Source organism: Herbihabitans rhizosphaerae (genome assembly GCF_004216555.1).
In the GTDB taxonomy this organism is placed as follows: domain Bacteria; phylum Actinomycetota; class Actinomycetes; order Mycobacteriales; family Pseudonocardiaceae; genus Herbihabitans; species Herbihabitans rhizosphaerae.
The window spans coordinates 635,766-659,554 of record NZ_SGWQ01000001.1 but is presented as its reverse complement, the minus strand read 5'-3'; the positions used below and the strand labels follow the sequence as shown (position 1 = coordinate 659,554).

Sequence of the window (23,789 nt, the reverse complement as noted above, 5' to 3'; positions counted from 1 at the left end):
GCTCCTTTGTAATCGGATTGTCGCGAGATGAGCGTCATCCTGAGCAGCAGTCCGGGTCCGCACAACGTCTATTGATGGCCTCGGTGCCGGTTTCTCGGACCACTGCCGCGCGACGCAGGCAGCGCACGCACGGAACGACGATCCGCCCGCGGCGGGTCGTCACGAGCCGGTTGGTGCGCAGCACGCGCAACGACCGCTGCACCGAAATCAGAGCGGTGGCGATGAGCTGTGCGAGCTCGTGCTGGTGCAGCGGGATTTCCGCGGTGCGGGCGCCGTTCGGCGCGAACAGTTCGGACATGTCGGACAGGATCCACAGCACCCGGCCATCGACGCCCCCGGCGGCCATCGCCTCCTGGTGCCGCTCGGCCGCCCGCAACCGCGACGCCATCTGGCAGGTGACCTCTCGCGCTGCCCTCGGGTGCTGATAGAGGTAGTCCAGGAACTCCTTGCCCGCGATCCTGACGCCGTAGACCTCGTTGTGCGCCACCACCGAAGCCGAACGGGGTTGTTCGTCGAGGCAGGACATCTCGCCGAGCAGTTCACCGGGCCCACGTACGCCGAGAAGGCGAATGCTGCCGGTGTCGTCGGTGCGGGTGACCTTGACCAGGCCGGAGCGGACCACGATGACGCACTCGCCGCGCTCGCCCTGGCGCATGAGCTGATCGCCGCGCTGGTAGCTGACCGGCCGCCCGCAGGCGTACAGCACGGTCAACTCCGCACCGGACAAGCGTGCGGCGAAGCTTCGATAGTCGCGCACACGCACTCCCTTCAAATGTCAGACCTCGGAATGTGTGCGAGGTTCGGAAACGTGCGACATCAACGGTGCCGTGTGGATCTCGGCTGTGCGATGTCGTTCAGAACTGTTCTTCTGCGTCAAATGACACATTGGCGGCCATCGAGATCAGCACTTCCGGCGTTGTGAGGACCAGACGGCGTCTACGAGTGACCACGACATGTCGTTCGCGAAGTATTCGCAGCGATCGGGCGACTGCCTCCCTGGAGGCGCCGATCGCACCGGCGAGCTCCTGCTGCGACAGGCGTACGGAGATCTCCGTACCGTCCGGCGTTGGCGTCCCGTGTTCTTCCGCGAGTCGAAGCAGCAACGCCGCGAGTCGTTCGGTGGAACTGTTCGCCGCTTGTTCGAGGCGCCGATTGTCCGCCCGTCGCAGGCGGCCGCTCAGATGCGAGAGCAGGCCGATCGCGATCTTTGGTCGTGTTTCGAGCGCTGCGCGGAAGCGGTCCGCGGGCAACAGGATCGCCTTGATGTCACACAGTGTCCGTACGTCGGCTGAGCGAGGCTTGCCGTCGAGAACGGCCAACTCGCCGAGGATGTCGCCGGGTCCGCGGATCGCCAACACGGCTTCGTACCCGGATGGAGCGGTTATCGCGATTTTTGTCCAGCCGTTGATGATCAACAGGACATGTGTCGCCGGATCGCCGTGCCTGAGCAGCAGCTCGTTTCCTTCACACGATCTTGGGGTCCCCAATTCTTGCAGGTAGTTCCAGGAGTCCAGGCCGATTTGCGCGAGGAACGAACCCGGTGTCGCAGTGTTCACGCGCACCCCCAGGTGCTGTTGCGTGGTCGATGCACACACAGAATGCACACATGGCGACTCAAGATCTAGAGGGCACGGCGAATGGTCGGCCGTTGTCGGCAAGCGGTCAGCGGAATTGAGTCGGGCTGATTTAGTGCCGCCGATCAATCACGCGGGTGACGTCTGAAAAGTGGAGCCGCCGTAACCTGGAACGCGTGCTGCCTGGTCTGACCGAAATCCTGTCCCGGTTCGGGGCGCCGGTCGCGATCGTGGAGTTGCCGGACGTGGGGGCGTCACACCGGTTCGGGCTGCGGGAGATCGACGGCCGGCCCTGGTCGGTCGACGTGCAGAGCGTCCGCGCCGACCTGCCGGTCGCGCTCGCGCGCACCATCCGCGACGACGTCACCGACCCGCACGATCTCTGCGCCAGCACGCTGACCGGGTTCGTCGCCTCCGCCGCGAGCAAGCACGAGGTCGAGCGCACCACGCGCCGAACCATCGACATCGCCGGCGAGCCACGCACCCTGACCGCGCTGGAATACCGCGATCACACCGGCATGGTCACCGAGATCGCCGGCAACACCGTGATCGTGATCATGCCGGCCGACCACGTCGAGCAGGCCCGCATCGGGCTCCTCGCCTGATCACGCCATTTCGCGCCGGGCTCGCTCGTCGGCCAACGGGGTCAGCTCGGGACGCTTCGGGGCGAGGCCGTCACCCATCGAGGTGCCCTGGATCTGCCGGCGCACCCAGGGAAGCAGGTGCGTGCGCGTCCAGTTGAGGTCGTCGCGCCGCGAGCTGAGCCACCGTGAGGGTGACGCGGGCGGCCACGGTTGACGCCAGTCCGCGTTGATCGGGATGCCCAGCATCTCGGCGAGGCACAGCGCGATCCGGCGGTGCCCCTCGGCGGAGAAGTGCAGCCGGTCGTCGCTCCACGCACGCCGGTCGTGCAGCACGTCCATCGACCACAGGTCCACCAGCTTCACGCCGTGCCGATCGGCGATCCCGCGCACGTGTCCGTTGTAGATCGCGACCTTGCCGCGCACCGTGCGCACCAGGGGCAGCGCCTTCGGATCCGGCCCGGTGAAGATCACCACGGTCGGTACGGCGGCGGCCAGCTCGGCGATGGCCTGCTCGAACTTGTCGGCCACCCAGTCGACGTCGCTGCCCGGCGTCACCACGTCGTTGCCGCCGGCGCAGATCGTGACCAGATCCGGCTTCGCGGCCATGGCGAACGGCAACTGCTCGTCGATGATCTCCTGCAGCATCTTGCCGCGCAGAGCTAAGTTCGCGTATCGAAACGCCGGGTTGCGAGCGGCCAGCATCTCTGCCAGCCGGTCGGCCCACCCGACGTAGTTCACCCCATCCGCGGAGAGGTCCGAGAGCCCCTCCGTAAAACTGTCCCCGATGGCCACCCAGCTATCCGGCCCGCGCACCGTCGCCCCTCCCTGTTCCCCGGTCATCCGCCCGCTCCCTAGATCGCACAGAATGCCCTGAATATTCCCACCTACGCCACCGTCGGTTACCCTCACGGAGATCATGTGACGGTCCGTGATAGTCAGGCGCACCGTTAGGGCTACCTAACCCACTCGGCATGAGGCAGGCTGGTGTCGTGAGTCAGGAGCAGACCGTCCAGCACGACACCCGATCCGAGTCGCTCGGCGAGCTGCTCGGCGGACGGCGCGGCGCCCTGGACGCGACCCTGCCACCGCTCGCCTTCGTGGTCGGCTGGCTGGCGTTCGACAGGTCGATCGCGGTCGGTGCCGCTGTCGCGGTCGGTGTCGGCCTGATCATCGGCGCCTTCCGGGTCGTGCGGGGCGACAAGCTGGCCGCCGTCGTGATCAGTGTGGCCGCCGTCGGCGCGGCCGCACTCGTCGCCGTCTACACCGGGCGCGCGCAGGACTTCTTCCTGATCCAACTGCTGACGAACGTGGCGAGCGCGCTGGCCTGGGCGTTCAGCATCCTGATCCGCTGGCCGCTGCTCGGCGTGGTGGTCGGCGTGCTGCTCGGCCAGAAAGCGCGCTGGCGGCGCGATCCCGATCTGCTGCGCGCGTACTCGCTGGCGAGCTGGGTGTGGGTGTTCGGCCAGTACACACTGCGCGTCGCCGTCTACTTCGTGCTCTGGTCCTCCGGCGCGGTCGTGACACTCGGCGTCGCACGAGTCGCGCTGTCCTGGCCTCTAGTCGCACTCACCATCGCCGGGAGCGCGTGGGTGCTGCGCCGCACGTTGCCCGACGGCCACCCCGGACTACGTCACCCCCGGGTGCTTGGCGAGTCCGGCGAAGCCGTCGAGCGCGGCTAGCCACGCCGCACCGGCGAGCCCGTCCGCGGCGAACAGCACCTCCTCGCCGGCCAGGTGCTCGCGCAGCCGCGCGCCGACCGGGCCATCGGGGGAGGCGACGCTGCCGGCGGTGACCACCGGCGTGTGCTCGTCCGGCGAGCGGGTCAGCCGCACGGTGTTGGCCAGTGCGGCCGCCGCGCGATCGGCGATGTCCGCGGCGAGCGGGTCACCCTGGTGCTCGCTGACCAGCGGCGCGAACCGTGCGAGCCGGATCGGCGCCTCGGCGTTCGCGGACGTGATCAGCTTGCGGGACAACAGGATTCGATCGTCCACAGTGGACACGTTTGCCTCGGCGAGCACCGCGTGGGCGAACGCGTCGAGCGGCGCACCGGTCTGCACGGCACGCAGCGTCGCCCGTACCGCCTCGCGGCCGAGCCAGTACGCCGAGCCCTCGTCGCCGAGCAGCCACCCGTAGCCGCCGGCGAGCCCGTTCAGCCGGTGGTCGGTAATCCTGGCCGCGATCGAGCCGGTACCGGCGATCAGCACGGTCCCGTCCGGGTGAGCCGTGGCCGTCGCGAAGGCCACCTCGGCGTCGGTCACCACCCGGACGGGGCACTGGAGCCCGACGTCCCGCCATGCTTCGTCGAACAGCGCCGCGATCGCCGGATCGGACAGCTTGCTCGCGCCGGCCATGCCCACCACGCCCGCGCGTACGTCGGCCGCGACCAGCGAACCGAGTGCCGCGCGGATCGCCTCGGAGATCCGCTTCGCGGCGTGCGCCGGCGGATGGGAATTGGGGTTCGCGCCCTGCTCGACGGCTCGCCCGACCTCGCGGGATTCGGCATCCAACACGAGCGCTCTCGTCGAGGTGCCACCGGCATCGACCCCGACCACGTAGCCAGTCACGGCCGACACGCTACCCGCCCCCGAGCGGCGCTACTCCGTATGGAGTAATGTGGAGTACAGCCCGCTCCGCCTCACCCCCTCGGTGGAGCGGGTTCCTTATGTCTAGCCCGCCTCCCCGCGATTTCCCGGTAATGGGTGCCTTTCGTGGATAACTGCGGTCGCGTCGGCACCGTGGCTGGGTTGCGTCACGTTCCCCTTGGCTGCGGTTGACTGGGACGCGAGAACATCTCACGTGCGCGTCCAGGTTGCTCGATGACAGTGTCCGTGGCGAGGTCGCCGCCGCATGCGGCGCAGACCACCTTGGCGTGCGTGTGTTGCCCGCATCCGTTGTGCCGCAAGGAAACCGGCGGTTTGTCAGCCTGTAGCCAGCGGTCGCCCCAGCCCATGATCGCGGTGAGTACCGGGTAGAAGTCGCGGCCGGACTCGGTCAGCACGTACTCCCAGCGCGCGGGCTTGGTCTGATAGCGGCGACGCGTGAGCAGGCCCGCTCCGGTCAGCCGATCAAGCCGTTCGGTCAGCGTGTTGCGGGCGATCCCCAGCGCGGATTGAAGATCACCGAACCGGGTCACACCGTGGAACGACTCGCGCAGCACGAGCATCGTCCACTGATCGCCGAGCAGGTCCATGGTCCGCGCGATGGAGCACGGCCAGCGAGCGAACGAGGTCCTCCGCATCGTCCGAGGTTAACCGGGGTACCGCGGCCCCACCAGGTCAGCGGGAACCTGTGAACTTGCGCAGCCGCATGCTGTTGGACACCACCAGGACCGACGACAGCGACATCGCCGCGCCGGCGATCAACGGGTTCAGCAGGCCGGCGGCGGCCAGCGGGATCGCCGCGATGTTGTAGCCGAACGCCCACATGAGATTGCCCTGGATGGTGCGCAAGCTGCGGTGCGCCAACATGATCGCGTCCGGCACGACACGCAGGTCCTCGCGCACCAGGATGATGTCGGCCGAGCGCAGCGCGATGTCCGTGCCGCTGCCGACCGCCAGGCCCACGTCCGCGGTGGCCAGCGCCGGCGCGTCGTTGATCCCGTCGCCGGCCATCGCCACCCGGTGCCCACCCTCGCGCAGTTCGGCGATCACGCCCGCCTTGTCCGCCGGGAGCACCCCGGCCCGCACGTCGGTGATCCCGACTTCGTCGGCGACCGCACGCGCGGTGATCTCGTTGTCGCCGGTCAACAACATCGTGCGCAGGCCGAGCCGGTGCAGCTCCGCGACCGCCGCCTTCGCTGACGGTTTCACCTCGTCGGCGAGCACCAGCAGGCCGATCACCTCGCGGTCCCGCGCCACCGCGACCACCGTGGCGCCGGCACTCTCCGCCTTGGTGATCGCCTCCGTGGCGGTCTCGACCGGCACGTCGTGCTCGGCCAGCATTCGTGCTCGCCCGACCAGCACGGCGTGTCCGTCGACGGTCGCCTTCGCGCCGAGCCCGGGCAGCGCGGCGAAGCCGTCCGCCTTCGGGTGCGCATCGGCTTTGGCGACGACCGCCGCGGCGATCGGATGCTCAGAGCCGGCCTCCACGGCGGCGGCCAGCCGCAGCACCTCGTCGGCGGAGAACTCGGCCAGCGGCAGCACCTCGGTCAACGTCAGCTCGCCGGTGGTCACCGTGCCGGTCTTGTCGAGCACGACCGTGTCGATGCCCTTGCTGCTCTCCAGTACTTCGGGCCCCTTGATCAGGATGCCGAGCTGCGCGCCGCGGCCCACGCTCACCATCAGCGCGGTCGGCGTGGCCAGTCCGAGCGCGCACGGGCACGCGATGATCAGCACGGAGACGGCGGCCGGGAACGCCTCGGCGAACGTGTTGCCCGCGATCAGCCACACCGCCAGGGTGCCGACCGCGATGACCAGCACCACCGGCACGAACACCGCGCACACCCGGTCGACAAGGCGCTGCACCGACGCCTTGCGCTCCTGCGCGCGCTCGGCCAGCGCGCTCATCTGGGACAGCTGCGACTTCGCGCCGACGGCGGTCGCGCGCACCACGATCCGGCCGTCCCGGTTGACGCTGCCGCCGATCACTTCGTCGCCCACGGCCAGCTCGACCGGCACCGGCTCGCCGGTGATCGCGCTGGTGTCCACCGTGCACGCGCCGCCGTTGACCACGCCGTCGGCGGCGACCGTCTCGCCCGGCTTGACCACGAACTCGTCGCCGACACCCAGCTCGCCGATCGGCACCACGGTCTCCACGCCGTCGCGCAGCACCCGAACGTCCTTGGCTGCCAACGCATCCAGTGCGGTCAGCAGGTCCAGGGCGCCCCGGCGGGAACGCGTCTCGAAGTACCGGCCGGCGAGCAGGAACACGGTGACGCCGGCGGCCACATCCAGGTACACCGCGTTCGACTCGGCGGTGCCGAGCAGCATCGCGCCGAGCGACCAGCAGTAGGAGCTGATCACGCCGAGCGAGACCAGCGTGTCCATGCTGGACGAGCCGTGCCGCAGGTTGCGCAGCGTGGCGCGGTGGAACGGGGCGGCCGCCCACACCACGATCGGCGTGGCCAGTGCCAGGCAAACCCATTGCCAGCCGGGGAAACGCAGGCTCGGCACGAACGCGAGGGTGAGCGACAGGTTGCCCAGCGGCATGGCCAGCAGGACGGCCACGACGAGCCGGCGGCGCAGATCGCGCACCTTCGCGGTGTGCGCCGCCTGTCCGTCGTCATCGCCGGCGGCGCGTCTCGGTGCGGCCGTGTAGCCGGCCTTGGTGACCGTGGCGACCAAGCCGTCGACCGGGACGGGACCGTGCACGCTGGCGCGTTCGGTCGCGTAGTTGACCGCGGCGCGCACCCCGTCGAGCTTGTTCAGCGCGCGTTCGACCCTGGCGGCGCACGCGGCGCAGGTCATCCCACCGATGTCGAGCTCGACGCTGTGTGCGGACTGTGTCGTCGAGGTGGACATGGCCCTCCGTGAATCCTCAGGCCCCCACCAGTCACGCTACCGGTGTCGCGGCGGCGGTCTGTCGGACCCCGGCAGTACTGTCCGCTGGTGTGACCAAGAGCGTGCGGGCCAAGCGAGCCGGCTACCGGTGTGCCGAGTGCGGGCACGAGGTGGCCAAGTGGTTCGGTCGCTGCCCGGAGTGCCAGGCGTGGGGGACGCTGGAGGAGGTCGGCGTGCCGAGGGCGGCGCTGGCCCGGGTGGCCGCCGGTGCGCCCAGCGCGCCCGCTCGGCGGATCGACGAGGTGGACGTCGAGTCCGCGCGCGCCCGCCAGACCGGGGTGCCCGAGCTGGACCGCGTGCTCGGCGGCGGGCTGGTGCCGGGTGCCGTGGTGCTGCTCGCCGGGGAGCCCGGCGTGGGCAAGTCGACGCTGTTGCTCGAGGTCGCTTTCCGTTGGGCGGCAAGGGATGGCGAGTCCGGTCCGGCGTTGTACGTGACGGGGGAGGAGTCGGCAGGGCAGGTGCGGCTGCGGGCCGAGCGGATGGGCACGGTGCACGAGGCGGTGTACCTCGCGGCGGAGAGCGACCTGTCGGCGCTGCTCGGGCACGTCGACGAGGTGAAGCCGGGGCTGCTCGTGGTCGACTCGGTGCAGACCATGTCCAGCGGGCAGATCGACGGCACGCCCGGCGGGGTGACGCAGGTGCGCGCGGTGACCGCGGCGCTGGTCGCGCTGGCCAAGGAACGCGGGCTGCCGGTGGTGCTCGTCGGGCACGTGACCAAGGACGGATCCGTTGCGGGGCCACGGGTTCTGGAGCATCTGGTGGACGTGGTGCTGCACTTCGAGGGCGACAAGCACTCGACGCTGCGGCTGGTGCGCGGGATGAAGAACCGGTTCGGGCCGACCGACGAGGTGGGCTGCTTCGAGATGGTCGAGGCGGGGATCGTCGGCGTGCCCGATCCGTCTGGGCTGTTCCTGAACCAGCGTGACACCGGGGTGCCCGGGACGGCGATAACCGTTACGGTGGAAGGGAAACGGCCGCTGCTGGGCGAGGTGCAGGCGCTGGTGTCGCCCTCGCCGTTGGGCAACCCGCGGCGGGCGGTCAGCGGGCTCGACTCGGCACGGGCGGCGATGGTGCTGGCGGTGCTGGAGCGGCGTGGTGGGCTGAAACTGCACGACGCCGACGTGTTCACCGCGACGGTCGGCGGTATGAAGATCGTCGAGCCGGCGGCGGATCTGGCGCTGGCGTTGGCCGTGGCGTCCGCCGCGCGGGACTTCGCGCTGCCGCCGGATCTGGTGGTGCTCGGCGAGGTCGGGCTGGCCGGCGAGGTGCGGCGGGTGGCCGGGGTGCGGTCGCGGCTGGCCGAGGCGGCGCGGCTCGGCTTCAAGCGCGCGCTGGTGCCTCGCGACTCGGGCAAGATCCCGGACGGCATGCGCGTGAAAGAGGTCCCCGACCTGGCCTCCGCCCTGATGATCGCCGCCAACGCCTGAACCCGTTGCCCCACAACGACTTCACTCGTCCTGTCGAGCCCACCGCCGATCCAGTGATCGGATGCGCCGCCGCGATCGGCCGCCCCGCTCCACGCCCCGATGTCCGAAACTTAGCGATCGCTCCATTCATGTTCGGCGTACTTTAGCCCGCTAAAGTCCCTCGGCACAGCGAAGGCGCAGGTCAGCAGCAGGTCGGGCGACGCGAAATAGGTGGAGGTTGTTGCAGGTACGGCTCGGCGCTGTAGTGGGCACCTGCACGGCGCGAGCATCGCTTTGTGATCGCCACCAACGACTGAACCCGTTGCCACGCAACGATTTTGCATGGCCTTAACGGGTTGACGGCCGATCTGCTGGTCGGATGCGCTGCCGTGCTCGGCGGGCCCCGCCACGCGCCTCGATGTCCGAAACTTAGCGATCGCTCCATTCATGTTTGGCGTACTTTAGCCCGCTAAAGTCCCTCGGCCACAGCGGAGGCGCAGGTCAGGGCGCGAGCATCGCCTTGATGATCGTCACCGCGACGGTGGCCCAGTCGTGGCCCTCCGGGCCGGTGCCGCCGCCGGACGCGTTGTCCACCAGCCGCACGATCGTCCAGGCGCGCGCCCGGTCCGCGTCGATCCCGCCGGCGTCGCAGATGATCTCCAGGCGGCGGCGCAGCTCGTGGTGCGCCCGACCGCCGGAAACCGCGGCGCCCCAACGGTTCCACAACGCGGGGGCGACGCAGAAAGCCGGATCGCCGGCCAGCGGCTTGGGGTCGATCGCCAGCCAGGGTTCGCGGGTGGCGGCCAGCACGTTCTCGTCGTGCAGGTCGATGTGCACCAGCCGCGAGTCCACAGCGTCGTCCTGAGTCAGCTCGCCGACCAGCGCGATCGCCCGGTCCACGAGCTGACGCGGCAGCACCTCGCGCGCTTCCGCGAACTCCTCCGGCAGGTCCGCCACGTACGCCGACAGCCGCTCGAACTTCGGCGTCGCCGGGATCGCCAGCCGACCGAGCAGCTCGCCGATCACCTGGCAGGAGCGCTCGACCGGTTGTGTGGCAAGGGTTCTGGAGTCGTCCAGCCGCTCCAGCAGCATCGCCCAGCGCGACGGATCGGCGGCCAGCAGCCGTGCCGCGCCGTGCCCGTCCCACGCGCGCAGGGCGAGATGTTCGTGCTCCGCCTCCGGATGCGGCCAGCTGATCTTGAGCATGGCCGGCTCGCCGTCGCGGCGCACCGGGAGCACGAGCGCGACGTACCCATGCCGCGGCGGGCCGTCGATCTCCAGGCCCCAGCGCTCGACGCACTCGTCGACCAGCGACGGCAGCGTCCTGATCCAGTCGGCGCCGGCGATGTCCGGCTCCGGCTCGTATTCCGACACCTGCTGGGCGAACGTGGCGGGAACGAGATCGGCACGCACGAACGGCACGTTACCGGTGAGGCCCGCACCCCCCGACCGGGTGCGGGCCTCACAACGGTGTGACGGCCCGGCGTTCCCGGCATGACGCCGGATCGTGCCGTACGGACAAGGACGCGCCTGACCAGGCGGGTTGACCGGGTCAGCGCCAATCGATCGCGGCGATCGTGTTGGCGAAGTTGTGCGCGGCCTCGCAGGGCGGCACCTCCGGCCGGCTGACCGAGGCCTCGACGATGGCGATCTGTTCTCCGACCCGGCCGACCTCCCAGCGTGCCGTGCAGCTGTCCTCACCAGGCACGAGCTTGCCGCGGAACCGCCCGATCTGCGCGTCGACCCCTTCGGTGACCGGTCTGCGGTCGACGATGAAGTGCACACCGACGCCGGTCCACTCGCCGGACACCGAGCACCAGCCGAGCTGGCTCCTGGTCACCATGCTGGTCGTCGAGTACTGCGTGGCGAGCCACTCCGGCGGGCACGGGTCGCGCCCGCCGAACGGATCCGGATCGTGTGGGCCGTACCGCGGCGGGTTGACCAGCACGTCCTTGAGGCCTCGTGCCAGGGACTTGGTCAACTCGCAGGTGCGGTCGTCGCCGTGGTTGACGGTGACGCCGATGCCGTACTTGCGAGTGCTGTTGTGCGAGGTGTGCTCGACCTTCGGCACGATCACGTAGCAGTAGCTGCCGCCGACCACCGCGGACGGCCCGCCGATGTCGACGGCCTTGCTGTCGCGGTTGATCTCGCGGATCACGTCGACAGTGAGGTGCAGCGACTCGTTCTGCCCGCGCACGCTGACCGTGCACTTGCCCGATTCGCTCAGCTCCGGACGCCGGTTGGGCGTGCCGAGCTGGGCGACGGCGGGTGCGGCCAGGATCGCGCAGGGCGAGATGTCGCGCATCGGCTTGAGGTAGTCCGCCAGCTCTTCGGCCGGGGTGGGGCCGGTGGCCTCCTCCGAGCAGCCGGCGGCCAGTGCGGCGATCATCGCGAGTACGGCGAAACCCTGACGCCGGAACGGTTTTCGGGTCACTTGTCGCGGCGTCCTCGGCGCACGACGCCCAGCCACAGTCCGCCGATCATGCCGCCGAAGAACAGCAGCGTCACGGTGGTGCCGCGGTTTCCAGCGGCTCGCTCGCACATGTCCACATAGGACACGATGACGGAGCGGTCGGTGCTCTTCAACTCGTCGGCGAGCCGGTCGGCCTCGGGGCCGCCGAGCACGTTGCCACAGCTGATCGACCGGGAGTCGGCGGGGTCGGGCCCGGCGACGCTCATCGGAACCAGTGCGAGCACGAGGCCGACGATCATCGCCGCGATCGCCAGGATCGCGGCGAACGTCCTCGGGCGGAGGGTGACCTGCGCGAGCGGGTCCTGCCCGGCCGGCGCGTTGTCCTGCGGAACGCTCATGGCGGTAAGACTGCACCGTGCGCCGCGCTCACGGGTACTGAACCCGACATTTCGCGCGGTGATCCACAGGTTACCCACAACCTCCGGGTTATCCACAGATCGCCGTTCACCTCCGCCAGGCCGCCTGTCGTCCCGCGAAGCTTGGGGTACCTGTTCTCGCGCTGGCAAACTCGACGCCGGCGCACGACCGACTGGAGTACACAGTGAGGAACCGGATGGAACTCGACCGCGTGGTGAATCGGCTCGTCAACGACGTGCACGACGTGTACGTGGTGGTGGGCGACGTGCAGACCAGGGTCGCCGGCCTGGAAGCGTCAGTGGCCACCGTGCGGGTCTCGCTGGCGGACCTGCAGGTCTCGGTGGGCACCATGCAGATCACGCTGGGCGAGCTGCAGGCGACGGTGGGCGACGTACAGGCGACGGTGACCGAGCACGGCAAGCGCCTCGACTCGTTGGATAAGAAGTTCGACCGGCTGGAAGGCCGGTTCGACGTGCTCGACAGCAAGACGGACACGGTGCTGGAGCTGTTGCGCGCCGGCAGGTGAGAGCCCGTCGGGCGGTCCCGTGGCATCGGGAGCCGCGGGACCGCCCAACGGTGATCCACTCAACACGCGCGCCGGACCGAAGCACCGGGGCGCGTGGTGCTCCGGTCCGGCACGGTGTGCCGCGCTGGCCTCGCGTGCTGTCAGCGCCCGCCGCGCGGCGGTGTGGTGCCGTGCTTGCCGGTGTCCTTCGAGTGGTGCGTCGGATCGTCGACCTCGATGCGTTCCTTGCGGATTTGGTCGTTGATCGTCCGCTCCTCGGTCACCGTCTCCGTGTTGAGCCGAACCCGTTCCACCGCAACGGTTTCCTTGCGGATGACCGGGCGCTCCTCGTGCAGGACGATCTCCTCTTCCTGCTCGCCGATCGCGCTGCCCTTCGCCACGGCCGTGCGGTCGGTCTCGGAGATCGGCTCACGCTCCAGGCGCACCTCCTCGTGGCTGAGCGGCACGGTGACCTGCTGCTGCTCGGTCACCACGTACTTGCGCAGCGTCACCCGTCCGCTCTCGACCTGTTCGGTCCCGACGTCGAGCCGCTCCTCGGAGCGGATCATCGTGTGCGGCTTGCTCGCCGCGCTGTCCGACGTGGACATGCGGTCGGTGCGGTCGGAGTCGCGCATCGCGTGCGTGCCCCGGCTGCTGTCGGACTTGGCCCGGCCCGTCATCGGCGACACGGTGCCGCCCATCGCGCTCGTGTCCGCCGTGGACCTGTCCGCCATGGTCTTGTCCGTGGTGCCCATGTCCGTGCGGGACGTGCGCGGCATGGTCCCCGGCGACGCGCCGGAGCGCGCCTGGCCGGCCAGGTCGGCCTTGGTGTCGGACTGCTGGCGGGGCATCGTGCTCCGGCCGGCCATGCCCGCTGCCGTGCCGCCGGCCATGCCAGCCATCCCGGCTGTCCCGGACGAGGTGCCCGACATGTCGTCGGTGCCGGTCTTGCCCGTGGTCGGCGGCTTGCTGCCACGCTGGATCGGCATGCCGTAGTACTCGTAGAGGTTGCGGCTCTCGTCCTCGGTCAGCCGCCCCTCGGCGTCCACGTGCGGTGCGTCCTTCACGATCTCCTTGCGCACGCCGACGTGCAGCCCGTCCTTGGCGTTGGACGCGCCGGAAAGCGGAACGAAACTCTCCCGGTGGCCGAACAGCCCCGTCTTCACCGTCACCCATTCTGGTTCGTGCGAGTCCTCGCCGACATAGACCGTTCCGACCCGGCCGATCTTCTCGCCGTCGGTGTCGTAGACCTCGCTCCCAATCAAATCCTGGGGCTTCATCGCACTGGTCATTCTTATCGCCTTCCCCGTGTTAGCGGCGTTCGCTGACTTTCACGGCGAGATGCCGTCTTCACGTGCGATGGCGTGTCGCTCCTACGTTCGCAGCGCGACATCTGCCACCATGTTTGACCTGCTCACCGTCACTCTGGGCGGTTCCCGCCGCAACCTGGGTCTAACCCTGGCTCTCACTCACACGGGTGAGGCGTTGATCGCGAATGATGACAGTTCGGCGTACCGAAAGATGTACGAACAACGCTGGATCGAATGGTTCGCGAATCGAGTGAACGGTCAAGTCGGACATTTCGCTGCGGAAAAGGTCACCCAGGGTTGCTCCGATAGGCGCCGGATACTCCGAACGTGCCAATCGGGCGACAAGGCGAAAGAATCACCGTTCGTGCCAAGTCGAATGCGAAGGGGAATTGCGACTCGGGCCGCGACGGTAACCGCCGCGGCCCGAGATCGCCAGTCGATCAGCCCTTGTAGAACGCGCTGCCCTCGATCGAGCCCTTCCCGCACACGTTGCCGAACGGGTAGGTGACCTGGAACGCCTGTGTGTCGTCCGGCGGGATCACGGTGGCACTCGTGGACTCCCGCTGGCACGGCTCGGTCGCCGGCTCGTCGCCGTGTGCGACCTGGCTCCAGTGCAGCTTCTTCTTCGCCGTCTCGCCCGGCCGCAGTGTCACCAGCGCCGGCCCGGGGTTGGGCGTGCGGCTCAGCGTGGTCGGCGTCGGGTTGCCGGCCGAGTCGAGCAGTTGCAGGCCGCCGTACCCAAAGATCGTGCACGCCTGGCCGGACTTGTTCGTGACGAACAGCTTCGCGTACCGCTGACCGGCGCCCGCGCCGTCGTGCCGCACGCTTCCGCTCAGGTCGGAGGCCTTGCACTTGGGTGTTCCGCCGGGATCCCCGCCTGGTGGGGGTGGAGCCGGGCTCGCCGCCGGCGGCGGCACAGGGGCCGGTGCCGGCGGTTCACCGGGTGGCCCCGGCTGCGGTGGTGGCATGGCCGCCGGCGGTGGTGGCACCACCGATGACGACCCGTCGATGTTCGGTACCTGTGGCTGTTGTGCGGTGTTGTCGCTTCCAGAGCATGCGGACAGCGCGCCGAGCATCGTGACGGCGGCTATCCCACACGCGATCCGATTGGCCCGATGGACCACGGCCATCACCTCCAGCCCGCCGCGTCTGGCGGGCACTTCGTCTAATACCTGGTCCTACCAGTAATGACGTGTGATCGCTCAGTTGGTTGTTTCTTTCCGCCTTGTTACGCCATTCGGTTGCCGACTATCGGCGGGTCGGCGCGCCTGGTCAGCGGGGTTCGGGCTTGCCGGCGATGATGTAGGCGATCCCGCCGGGACCGCTGGCCACCTTGCCGTCCTCGGTGTACCGCTTGGTGCGCAGCCAGATGTTCTCGAACTGGGCCCGCTTGTACACCCGGCGCACCGCGTCGTTGTTCTTCGACGCCGGATCGTTGGCGATCACGTCACCCTCCTTGGTGAACCCGATGACGACCATCAGGTGCCCGGCGGTGCCGTAGCCCGCGCCGTCCAGCTCCTTGGCGTAGAACGACTGCGAGGTGATCACCGGGATGCCGGCCGCGATGTAGCGCTCGAGGTCGTTGAGCGTGGACAGCCGGGTGATGTGGCTCGGCAGCTGGAAGCGCCATGCGTACGCGGTGTTGAACGGCCAGTTGCCGGTGCCGTCGTAGTCCTTGTCGAACGTGTAGCGCGCGGCGTGGTCGACCGTGCGGTCGACGTGGTCGGCCGGAATCCAGGCCATCTCGGGGTCGCTCGGCCGCTTGCCGAAGTACTCGATCACCATCTCGGTCGAGGTGGGACTGCACCAGGCCTCGCCGCCGCCTCCGTACTCGGGGTAGTGGCCGACGTGCACGTTCTGCGAGTAGCGGGGCACCCGCAGCTCGATGCCGGCGGCCACGCCCGGCTTGGACGCCGGCACGGTGAACCGGTCCGGGATGTTGGAGGTCATCGCGCCGACCATGTTCACCGTCGGCGCGTTGGAGTCGCCCGCCTCGCGGTAGAGCGTGGCGCGCAACTGGAAGCCGTGCAGGGCCACCCCGGACTTGACCTTGAACGTGTCCACGTCCACCAGCCCGTGCGCGTCGTCCTGGCCGGGGATGCTGGTGCGCTTGATGTCGGTGTCCTCGTGCGCCCAGCGGCCCATCGTGTACCAGGTGGTGTTGCCGCCGCCGGCGAGTTTGCCGCGCATCTCGACGGTGATGAACGACTTCGGCGGCGTGACCGCGTTCCAGGACGCGACGAGCTGCGTCGCGTCGAAGCCCTGCTTGTGGAACGGTGAGGTCCAGCGGCTGTACTCGTACTTGCGGGCCGGCTGGCCGGGCTCGGTGTGGTCGATCGTGCCGATCGGCTTGTCCAGGGTGACGCCGCCGTAGTGGCCGGGTCGCACACCTTCGTTCTCGCCGGCCGCGAAGTCCTGCGGCGTGCGCCACTCGCGGTAGTTCACCGGCGCGTCGGCCGCCGCCCCGACGGTGGGTGCCGCGGACGCGGGAACGGCGATCAGCGTGAACCCGAGCATCGACCCGAGCACACCGGCACTCAGACGGACGACACCGCGGACACGCGCGGGAGACTTGGTCATCTGGGGCTCCAACCCTCGGCCACACCGTGCAGGGGACACGGCCTTGTTGGGTGGAGATTTTCCCGTCTGGACGGCGCTGTGTAAACCGTTGGCCACCAGCGAGGTGAGCGTTTGATTAGCGCAGGACCGCCTGGGTCTGGGTGACCTTGGCCGCGAGCCGGCCGTCGTCGTCCAGGATCTCGGTCTCCACCACGATCACCGTGCGGCCGGCGTGCAGCGGCCGGGACACGGCGGTGGCGTGGCCCTGGCGGATCGCGCGCAGGAAGTTGGTCTTGGACTCGATCGTGGTGGTGCCGGTGGCACCCTCGGGCAGGTTGAGCCACGCGCACACGGCACCCGTGTTGTCGGCCAGCGCCATGATCGCCCCGCCGTTCATCGCGCCGCCGGTGGTGGACAGCGGCTCGCTCAGGGCGAGGCGGGCGCGCACCTCCGCCTTGTCGGTGCGCACCGCCTCGATCCCCAGCGTCTTGGCGAACGGAATCCCCTGGTCCCAGCCTGCGAGTGCGTCGGTCATATCGCGAGACTAGCGATCACGCGGCGGGTTCCCACTTGTCCTTCTCCAGGTCACCCTTGTCGTCGAAGCCGGTCTCCTCCTGGTCGAACGGCACCGGCTTGAGCGACTTGGTCTCGCCGGGCGTCGCGTCGTCCAACTCGTCCATCAGCTTGTTCAGGTCGCCGATCCGATTGATCGCCCGGCGAATCCCGTCGATGATGGCGGTGGCCGCGCCCAGGATCGCGCCGACGGGTCCGCCGAAGATCGTCCCGACACCGACCTCGCCCAGCGCCCAGGCGATGTCCGCGATCTGGGTCTCGATGTAGTCGACCGTCCCGTTGACCATCTTCTCGACCTCGTCGGCGATCTTGCCACCGGCTTCGGCGTTGTCCTTGAACCGGGCCAGGACGTCCTTGCCGTACTTGTCGAGGTCGGCCATGTAGGTGTCGAACTCGTCGGCGGCCTTGCCGTCCCAGCTCGCCTTGACCGTGCTCGTCGCGCCCTTGATCGCGCTCAGCTGCTCTTCCAGGATTTCCGCCGCCTTGGTCAGGGCCTTGGCGTGATCGCGCATCTTCTCGTCGTCCGCGTCGATCAGGTTCATGTAGCTGAGCAGGTCCGGCCCATTGAGGAAGGCGACGACATCGCGGAAAAAGCAGAAGGCCCCGCTGGAGGCGAGTTCCTGCAGCTTCTCGTTTCCGAATCCCATGATCAGTCCAATCGTGTGAGGAGGAGGCGGTGACGGCTAGTCGAATTTGTCGCGATTGCTTTCTTCGACCGTCTTGTAGACCTCGTGCACGTCCAGCACCCCGAGTCCCACACCCTTGACCAGTTCGCTCAGCTTGTTGATGTCCTCGAGTCGGTAATCAACCGTCTTGTTCCACTTCTCCGCGACAGCCTTGGATTCGTCGGCGTAGCCGAGAATCGTGGTGTCGGAGATCCCGGCCGGCGCCGCCACCTCGCCGGAGGCGTCGATCGAGTCCATGGTTTCGGCCATGGCGTCGGAGAACGTGAGCAGGTCCTCCAGTGCGGTCTCCAGGCTCATATCCGTCCCCTTCCCTGAGTTTCTGGTGGAGCGCCGAGGTAGTAGTTCCTCCGCTGCTCGGTGAGTGCGGCGGCGTCGGCCTGAGCCTTCGCCACGGCGGCGAGTACGGCGCCGGCGAGCTGCTGAGTTCCCACGCGATCGGCCACCGTGGTGTTGATCGCGACCTCGAGAATCCTCCCTGTCGCGTCGACGTCGATCTCGACGATTTCCCGCGGATCGCGCGACTTCACCACTCGATTGGCCAGATCGGCCTGCAGGTCGTACACCCGCTGATCAAGTCCGGCGATGTGCGCCCGCAGTTCATCGACGGAGCCAGGTTTCGCCTCGGCTGTATTCACGGCCCGCCCTTTCGCTGTTCGTGTTGGCGGTTCGGATGAGCGCGAGTCAGACCTGGTTCCGTCTTTCGAACACGGTCGAAAAGGGAACCGCCCGCAACGGGGAACCGTCGCAGGCGGCGTGAACGGGGAATGGGTTCGGGTGCGGCTGGCCGACCGGCCGGTCGCCGGCGGGCCGGTGCGCACCGGCCGGTCGGCCCGCTGGGTGCGCGCCACCAGGAACACGACCGGCGCGGTCACCGTCACCACGCACGTCGACGCGATCCGCCGGCCGGAGGCGCGGGTGGGCGAGCCCCTGGACGACAACCAGTGGCTCTACCCTTCGATCACTCCTCGCGACGACCGCTGGTAGCGCTGCCGCTGCGACCGGAACACCGTGAACAGCAGCCGCAGGCCGACCAGCGCGCTGATCACCAGCAGGTTGTAGCCGAACAGGTGGTTGACCGTGAAGCCCGGCAGCACCGTTGGCCCGCTCACGCTGGACAGCAGCAGCGCGGCCATCAGCCCGGTGGCGATGCCGGTGAACGCGAGCAGCACCTCGTGCAGCCAGCCGGTGATCACCGCGCGGTCGCGCTCGTCGGCCAGCAGCCGCACGTTCACCGACAGCCGGCCCTGCTCCAGCGCGCCGCCGATCCGGTCGATCCGCCTCGGCAGCCTGCGCAGCACCGGCAGCAGCGCGGTCAGCTCCTCGGATACGTTGCGCCGCAACGACTCCGGCCGCATCGCCTCGCCGAACAGGGCGCTGGCGAACCTCCGCGACTCGGCCAGGATGTCGAACCCGGGGGACAGCAGCGCGAGCGTGCCCTCCATGGTCGCCAGCGCGCGGAACACGGCGGCGATCGGCGGCGGCACGGACAGCCGGAACTCGGCGACCACCCCGAAGAGATCGACGAACATGGCGGTGGACGCGTCGGTCTGCTGCCCGTGTGACACGTGCTTGGCCACCAGCGCGCCCAGCGCCCGCTCCAGCCGCTGCTCGTCGATCACGTCCGGCCGCTCGACGATCTCCAGCAACCCGTCGCGCATCGCCGCCGGATCACCCCGGTCGACCGCGACGAGCAGCCCGCGCAGCCCGTCCCGCAGACCCGAGTCGAGCCGCCCGACCGAGCCGAAGTCCAGCAGGCCGAGCCGCCCGTCGGCCAGCAGCAGCACGTTGCCCGGATGCGGGTCGGCGTGGAACACCCCGTGCAGCAGCACCTGTCGCAGCACGCAGTCCAGCAGTGAACGGGCCAGCACCTGCCGCCTCGCCGGCTCGACCGCGGGCGCGGCGGCGCGCACCGGCGAGCCGTCCAGCCGGTGCATCACCAGCAGGCCGGAGGTGGACAGCTCCGCGTGCACGGTCGGCAGCGCGACATCGGCTCCCGAGTACGCCGCGGTCACCGCGCTGATGTTGCGTGCCTCGACCCGGAAGTCCAGCTCCTCGGTCAGCGCGGCGGCGAACCCGTCGGCCAGTTCGATCACGCCGAGCGCGCGGGCCCAGTCGGCGCGCGCGTCCAGCGACCGGGCCACCCGGTGCACGATGTCCAGGTCGCGCCGGACCAGCCGCTCGATGTCGGGGCGGCGCACCTTCAGCACGACGTCCTCGCCGGTGCGCAGCGTGCCCCGGTACACCTGCGCGACCGAGGCGGCGGCGATCGGCTCCCGGTCCAGGTGCTCGAACACCTCGTCCAACGGCCGGCCCAGTTCCTCGACGAGCACCTGTTCGACCTCGTCGAACGACACCGAGCCGACCTGGTCCTGCAGCAGGCTCAGCTCCTCGACGAACACGGCGGGCAGCACGTCAGGACGGGTGGACAGCACCTGCCCGAGCTTCACGAAGGTGACACCCGCGTCCTCCAGCGCGCGGCGCAGCGACACGGCGAGCGCGGCCTGCCGGTGCGCGCCGCCCTGGCCGCGTCCGGTCAGGTAGGGCCCGATGCCGTGCCGCACGGCGATCCGCATGACCTGGGAGTACCGCCGCGCGCGGGCGACGCGGCCGCGGATCGATCGGATCCGGCCGAACGCGCCGAGCCCGCCGCCGCTGGGTACCGCCATCTCGGCGAGGAACAGGAAGGTGAGCGTGGCGAGGAACGCGCCGCCCAGGATCGGGATCAGCAGCCCGACCAGCACGCCGGGTTTGCCGCGCAGATCGTCCGGCAGCAGGGCCACGATCCCGCCGGCGACCAGCCAGCCGATCACCGCGCCGAGCAGCGCCCGGACGACGTGGATGCGCACGCCCAGTACCCGACGCGCGGCCACCACCAGCGGCCAGAGCATCAGGGCGTACGCGGGCAGGCTGAGCAACGCGAGCGCGATCGAGGTCATGGGGAGATCGAACCGCACCCGGCCGCGCGTGCCATGGACCCCGCGCGGGAAAGTCCTCCCTCTCAGGTATCAGCCGCCGGCGACCGAGGGGATCACCTGCACCTCGACGCCGTCGGCCAGGGGAGAGTCGATGCCGAGCAGGGTGCGGCACTCCACGCCGTCGAGGTACACGTTCACGTACCGCCGGGGCAGCCGTCGCTCGTCGCGCAGCCGCCGGTCCAGCGCCGGGTGATCGGCGGCCAGCACGTCCAGCAGCGCGCCGAGCGTGGCGCCGTCGGCCAGCTCCACGTCCAGCTTGGCCGAGCCGCCGGCGTGCTGCCGCAGCACCCCCGGCAGCAGTACGGTCACGTGCATCCGTTGTCCCCCAAGCATTTCAGGCCACGACCGCGGCGCGCACGCTGAGCACGTCCGGCAGGTGTGACACGACCAGCCGCCACGAGTCGCCCTCGTTGGCGCTCGCGTACACCTCACCGGACCGCGACCCGAAGTACACCCCGGCCGGCGACGCGTCGTCGCAGCACATCGCGTCGCGCATCACCGCGGTGTGGAACTCGTCCGGCAGGCCGTCGGACAGCTCCGTCCAGGACCGGCCGCCGTCCTCGCCCCGGTACACCCGGCAGCGCGCGTCCGGTGGGAAGCGCATCCCGTCCGCGGTGAGCGGGAAGTTGTAGACCACGCCGGGCCGGTGCGGGTGCGCGACCATCGGGAACCCGAAATCGCTCGGCAGCCCGTCGGCGATCGAGGTCCACGTGGCGGCACTGTCGTCGCTGCGGTACACGCCGTGGTGGTTCTGCGCGTAGAACACCTCCGGCCGGCTCGGGTGCTGGGCGATCTTGTGCACGCACTGCCCGAACTCCGGGTACTCGTCCGGCAGGAAGCGCGCCCGGATGCCGGAATTGCTTGCCCGCCAAGAGTTTCCGCCGTCCGTGGTCCGGTACACCCCGCCGGTGGACATCGCCACGGTGATGGTGTCCACATCGGACGGATGGGGGATCACCGTGTGCACCGCCATGCCCCCGAACCCTGGCGTCCACTGTGGACGGTGTGGGTGGTCCCAGAGCCCGCGCGCCAGCTCGTAGGTGCGCCCGCCGTCCTCCGAGCGGAACAGCGCCGAGGGCTGCACGCCGGCGTAGACCACGTCCGGCAGGCTCGCCGGGCCGGGGGTGAGCTGCCACACCCGGCCCAGCGCCTCGCCCGTGTCCGTCGGGAACGCCACCGGCGCGTGATCCGGCTCCGACCACGTCTCACCGAGGTCGTCGCTGGTCGCGACGCTCGGGCCCCAGTGCTCGCTGGTGACCGCGGCGAGCAGCCGAGGCGTGTCGCGGCGGGTGTCGACCGCGACCGCGTACACCTCGTTCATCGGGTGGTGCGGGCCGGACACCTGCCAGCTCGCCCTGCCGTCCGCACTGGACGCCAGCCACAACCCCTTGCGGGTGCCGATGGCCAGCAGAACCTTGGACACGGCTCCTCCTCAGTCGAGCCTGCGGACGTCGAGCTGACCGTCGGCGTGTGCGGCCCGCAGGCGCTTCTTGTCGAACTTGCCGACGCTGGTCTTGGGCACCTCGTCGATGAAAGTCCAGCTCTCCGGCAGCTGCCACTTGGCGACCTTGCCGGCGAGGAACTCGCGCAGCTGATCGGGTGTGACCTGCTGGCCCTCGCGCACGACGACGGCGACCAGCGGCCGCTCGTCCCACTTCGGGTCCGGCACGCCGATCACCGCGGCCTCGGCCACCGCCGGGTGCGCCATCACCTGGTTCTCCAGGTCCACCGAGGAGATCCACTCGCCGCCGGACTTGATGATGTCCTTGGACCGGTCGGTCAGCCGCAGGAACCCGTTCGGCGTGATCGTGCCGACGTCACCGGTGCGCAGCCAGCCGTGGTCAAATTTGCCCGCGCCCCCAGCAGCTTCGTCCGCGTCGTTGTAGTAGGCGCCGGCGATCCACGGGCCCGCCACCTCCAGCTCGCCGACCGACTCGCCGTCCCACGGCAGCTCGGTGTCCTCGTCGCCGATCAGCCTGGCCTGCACCGACCCGGGGAACCGGCCCTGCAGCACCCGGTAGTTCCAGGTCTCCTCGGGCGACAGATCGGCCGGCGGGCGGGACACGCAGCCCAGCGGAGAGGTCTCGGTCATGCCCCACGCGTGGATGATCGTCACGCCGAGTTTGTCGAACGCTTCGATGAGTGAAGGGGGACACGCCGAACCGCCGACGACTACTTCGTGTAGTGGGGCAAGGTCCTGCGGATGGGCGTTGAGGTGCGCCAACAGGCCCTGCCAGATGGTCGGCACCGCCCCGGCGAAGGTCGGTTTCTCGGCCGCGATGAGCTTCGCGAGCGGCTCCGGCTGGAGGAACCGATCGGGCATGATCAGCGACGCGCCGACCATGAAGGCGGCGTAGGGCAGCCCCCACGACATCGCGTGGAACTGCGGCACGATCGCCAGCGCCCTGTCCTTTTGGGACAGTGCCATCGAGTCGGTCATGCACACCTGCATCGAGTGCAGCCAGATCGATCGGTGTGAATAGACGACGCCCTTCGGGTTGCCGGTCGTGCCGGACGTGTAGCACATCGCGGCGGCCGACCGTTCGTCCAACTCGGGCCAGTCGAAGGTGTCGGGTTGATCGGCGAGCAGCTCGGCGTAGGAGTGCACCTGGACGCCGTCGGGCGCCTGCACCGAACTCGCGTCGCCGTTCACCACGACGATGTGCTTGACGGTGGTGAACGTCGGCAAAACCTTGCCCAGCAAGGGAACCAGCGTTCCGTCGACCAGAATCACCTGGTCCTCGGCGTGGTTGACGATGTAGGTGAGCTGCTCGGGGAACAGCCGCAGGTTGAGCGTGTGCAGCACCGCGCCCATGGCCGGCACGGCGAAGTACGCGACAAGGTGCTCGGTGTTGTTCCACATGAAGGTGCCGACGCGCTGATCACCGGTGATGCCGAGCCCGCGCAGCGCGTTGGCGAGCTTGGCGGCCTCGCGCTCGACGTCGGCGTAGCTGGTTCGGCGACTGCCTTCGCCGGTCCAGGTGACGACCTCCGCGGTGCCGTGCACCCGGCTGCCGTGCCGCAGCAGTGTGGAGATCGACAGTGGCGCGTCCTGCATCGTGCTCAACATCGTTCGTGAACTCCTCGGCGGATCGGCCCGCGCGTACGCGGCGGCAGCGGAGTGAACTGGGTCACCTGGCGACCCTAGCTCTCGGGACCGGTGTTCGGGAGTGTCGGAGGACCACAGTGGCCCGTTACGCAGCGTGAATTCACCCTGACGTACACGGGGTCAATCTGACGTTTGCGCGTGTCGGGCGTATGTTGCTGCTCGCGGTGTCGTTTACTGGTG

The 23,789-nt window shown here is 69.4% G+C and carries 25 protein-coding genes; 5 read left to right on the top strand and 20 right to left on the bottom strand.

The features are described from left to right. Nucleotides 1-34: 34 nt before the first annotated feature. Nucleotides 35-757 (bottom strand): Crp/Fnr family transcriptional regulator, encoded by a 723-nt coding sequence (locus EV193_RS03390; protein WP_130342436.1) that lies wholly within the window; start codon nucleotides 755-757, stop codon nucleotides 35-37. Nucleotides 758-854: 97 nt separating this feature from the next. Then, entirely contained in the window at nucleotides 855-1,556 is a 702-nt protein-coding gene (locus tag EV193_RS03385) for a Crp/Fnr family transcriptional regulator (RefSeq protein ID WP_207222468.1), read from the bottom strand. A gap of 194 nt (nucleotides 1,557-1,750) precedes the next feature. Between EV193_RS03385 and EV193_RS03380 the strand changes: the two genes are divergently transcribed. Further along, nucleotides 1,751-2,179, top strand: coding sequence for a hypothetical protein (locus EV193_RS03380; protein WP_130342435.1), 429 nt, complete (start codon nucleotides 1,751-1,753; stop codon nucleotides 2,177-2,179). On the opposite strand, the gene EV193_RS03375 is transcribed toward EV193_RS03380, so the two are convergent. Next, nucleotides 2,180-2,971: an SGNH/GDSL hydrolase family protein gene (locus tag EV193_RS03375; protein ID WP_130342882.1), complete on the bottom strand. Its 792-nt coding sequence runs from the start codon at nucleotides 2,969-2,971 to the stop codon at nucleotides 2,180-2,182. A 176-nt stretch (nucleotides 2,972-3,147) separates the two neighbouring features. Between EV193_RS03375 and EV193_RS03370 the strand changes: the two genes are divergently transcribed. Then, complete coding sequence (locus EV193_RS03370; RefSeq protein WP_242613107.1) at nucleotides 3,148-3,837, top strand: DUF3159 domain-containing protein; 690 nt, start codon at nucleotides 3,148-3,150, stop codon at nucleotides 3,835-3,837. Here EV193_RS03370 and EV193_RS03365 read toward each other — a convergent pair. The 3 genes from EV193_RS03365 to EV193_RS03355 form a co-directional block, all read right to left on the bottom strand. Continuing rightward, entirely contained in the window at nucleotides 3,784-4,722 is a 939-nt protein-coding gene (locus tag EV193_RS03365) for an N-acetylglucosamine kinase (RefSeq protein ID WP_130342433.1), read from the bottom strand. The two genes, EV193_RS03370 and EV193_RS03365, sit on opposite strands and share 54 nt — an antisense overlap. A gap of 185 nt (nucleotides 4,723-4,907) precedes the next feature. Continuing rightward, complete coding sequence (locus EV193_RS03360) at nucleotides 4,908-5,396, bottom strand: winged helix-turn-helix transcriptional regulator (protein WP_130342432.1); 489 nt, start codon at nucleotides 5,394-5,396, stop codon at nucleotides 4,908-4,910. A 37-nt stretch (nucleotides 5,397-5,433) separates the two neighbouring features. Continuing rightward, entirely contained in the window at nucleotides 5,434-7,617 is a 2,184-nt protein-coding gene (locus EV193_RS03355; RefSeq protein ID WP_130342431.1) for a heavy metal translocating P-type ATPase, read from the bottom strand. An 89-nt stretch (nucleotides 7,618-7,706) separates the two neighbouring features. Here EV193_RS03355 and radA point away from each other — a divergent pair, with 89 nt between their 5' ends. Further along, nucleotides 7,707-9,083 carry a DNA repair protein RadA gene (gene radA / locus EV193_RS03350; RefSeq protein ID WP_423202129.1) on the top strand — a complete coding sequence of 459 codons (1,377 nt, stop codon included), beginning with the start codon at nucleotides 7,707-7,709 and terminating at the stop codon, nucleotides 9,081-9,083. A gap of 480 nt (nucleotides 9,084-9,563) precedes the next feature. Here the strand turns inward: radA and EV193_RS03345 are convergent, their stop codons facing one another. The 3 genes from EV193_RS03345 to EV193_RS03335 form a co-directional block, all read right to left on the bottom strand. After that, nucleotides 9,564-10,475, bottom strand: a complete 912-nt coding sequence (locus tag EV193_RS03345; protein ID WP_130342430.1) for an aminoglycoside phosphotransferase family protein — start codon at nucleotides 10,473-10,475, stop codon at nucleotides 9,564-9,566. Nucleotides 10,476-10,614: 139 nt separating this feature from the next. Further along, nucleotides 10,615-11,496, bottom strand: a complete 882-nt coding sequence (locus EV193_RS03340; RefSeq protein ID WP_130342429.1) for a hypothetical protein — start codon at nucleotides 11,494-11,496, stop codon at nucleotides 10,615-10,617. After that, complete coding sequence (locus EV193_RS03335; RefSeq protein ID WP_130342428.1) at nucleotides 11,493-11,873, bottom strand: hypothetical protein; 381 nt, start codon at nucleotides 11,871-11,873, stop codon at nucleotides 11,493-11,495. The genes EV193_RS03340 and EV193_RS03335 overlap by 4 nt, the downstream gene beginning before the upstream one ends. Nucleotides 11,874-12,088: 215 nt before the next feature. Between EV193_RS03335 and EV193_RS03330 the strand changes: the two genes are divergently transcribed. Continuing rightward, nucleotides 12,089-12,418, top strand: a complete 330-nt coding sequence (locus EV193_RS03330; RefSeq protein ID WP_130342427.1) for a hypothetical protein — start codon at nucleotides 12,089-12,091, stop codon at nucleotides 12,416-12,418. A 140-nt stretch (nucleotides 12,419-12,558) separates the two neighbouring features. Here the strand turns inward: EV193_RS03330 and EV193_RS03325 are convergent, their stop codons facing one another. The 7 genes from EV193_RS03325 to EV193_RS33075 form a co-directional block, all read right to left on the bottom strand. Then, nucleotides 12,559-13,689 (bottom strand): DUF2382 domain-containing protein, encoded by a 1,131-nt coding sequence (locus tag EV193_RS03325; RefSeq protein WP_130342426.1) that lies wholly within the window; start codon nucleotides 13,687-13,689, stop codon nucleotides 12,559-12,561. Nucleotides 13,690-14,147: 458 nt separating this feature from the next. Beyond that, on the bottom strand, nucleotides 14,148-14,867 hold the full coding sequence (locus EV193_RS33080; protein ID WP_165401198.1) for a DUF4232 domain-containing protein: 720 nt from the start codon (nucleotides 14,865-14,867) through the stop codon (nucleotides 14,148-14,150). A gap of 112 nt (nucleotides 14,868-14,979) precedes the next feature. Next, a complete protein-coding gene (locus EV193_RS03315; protein ID WP_130342880.1) occupies nucleotides 14,980-16,224 on the bottom strand; it encodes a peptidase C39 family protein in 1,245 nt (414 codons plus the stop codon). A gap of 178 nt (nucleotides 16,225-16,402) precedes the next feature. Beyond that, nucleotides 16,403-16,801 carry a PaaI family thioesterase gene (locus EV193_RS03310; protein WP_130342425.1) on the bottom strand — a complete coding sequence of 133 codons (399 nt, stop codon included), beginning with the start codon at nucleotides 16,799-16,801 and terminating at the stop codon, nucleotides 16,403-16,405. A gap of 16 nt (nucleotides 16,802-16,817) precedes the next feature. Further along, nucleotides 16,818-17,486 (bottom strand): WXG100 family type VII secretion target, encoded by a 669-nt coding sequence (locus EV193_RS03305; RefSeq protein WP_130342424.1) that lies wholly within the window; start codon nucleotides 17,484-17,486, stop codon nucleotides 16,818-16,820. Between the two features lie 36 nt (nucleotides 17,487-17,522). Continuing rightward, nucleotides 17,523-17,822, bottom strand: a complete 300-nt coding sequence (locus tag EV193_RS03300) for a hypothetical protein (protein WP_130342423.1) — start codon at nucleotides 17,820-17,822, stop codon at nucleotides 17,523-17,525. Next, nucleotides 17,819-18,160, bottom strand: coding sequence for a YbaB/EbfC family nucleoid-associated protein (locus EV193_RS33075; protein ID WP_165401197.1), 342 nt, complete (start codon nucleotides 18,158-18,160; stop codon nucleotides 17,819-17,821). Before EV193_RS33075 ends, EV193_RS03300 begins: the two co-directional genes overlap by 4 nt. Nucleotides 18,161-18,278: 118 nt before the next feature. Between EV193_RS33075 and EV193_RS33070 the strand changes: the two genes are divergently transcribed. After that, entirely contained in the window at nucleotides 18,279-18,509 is a 231-nt protein-coding gene (locus EV193_RS33070) for a hypothetical protein (RefSeq protein WP_165401196.1), read from the top strand. Here EV193_RS33070 and EV193_RS03290 read toward each other — a convergent pair. The 4 genes from EV193_RS03290 to EV193_RS03275 all read right to left on the bottom strand — a co-directional run bounded on the left by EV193_RS03290 (nucleotide 18,473) and on the right by EV193_RS03275 (nucleotide 23,570). Next, complete coding sequence (locus tag EV193_RS03290) at nucleotides 18,473-20,461, bottom strand: ABC1 kinase family protein (RefSeq protein ID WP_130342421.1); 1,989 nt, start codon at nucleotides 20,459-20,461, stop codon at nucleotides 18,473-18,475. The genes EV193_RS33070 and EV193_RS03290 overlap by 37 nt on opposite strands. Before the next feature lie 69 nt (nucleotides 20,462-20,530). Beyond that, nucleotides 20,531-20,815 (bottom strand): MoaD/ThiS family protein, encoded by a 285-nt coding sequence (locus EV193_RS03285; RefSeq protein WP_130342420.1) that lies wholly within the window; start codon nucleotides 20,813-20,815, stop codon nucleotides 20,531-20,533. 19 nt (nucleotides 20,816-20,834) lie between these two features. After that, the gene (locus EV193_RS03280) at nucleotides 20,835-21,923 is read right to left on the bottom strand and encodes a WD40/YVTN/BNR-like repeat-containing protein (RefSeq protein ID WP_130342419.1); all 1,089 of its coding nucleotides are present in this window, start codon (nucleotides 21,921-21,923) and stop codon (nucleotides 20,835-20,837) included. 9 nt (nucleotides 21,924-21,932) lie between these two features. Further along, on the bottom strand, nucleotides 21,933-23,570 hold the full coding sequence (locus EV193_RS03275) for a long-chain fatty acid--CoA ligase (RefSeq protein WP_130342418.1): 1,638 nt from the start codon (nucleotides 23,568-23,570) through the stop codon (nucleotides 21,933-21,935). Nucleotides 23,571-23,789 lie beyond the last annotated feature (219 nt).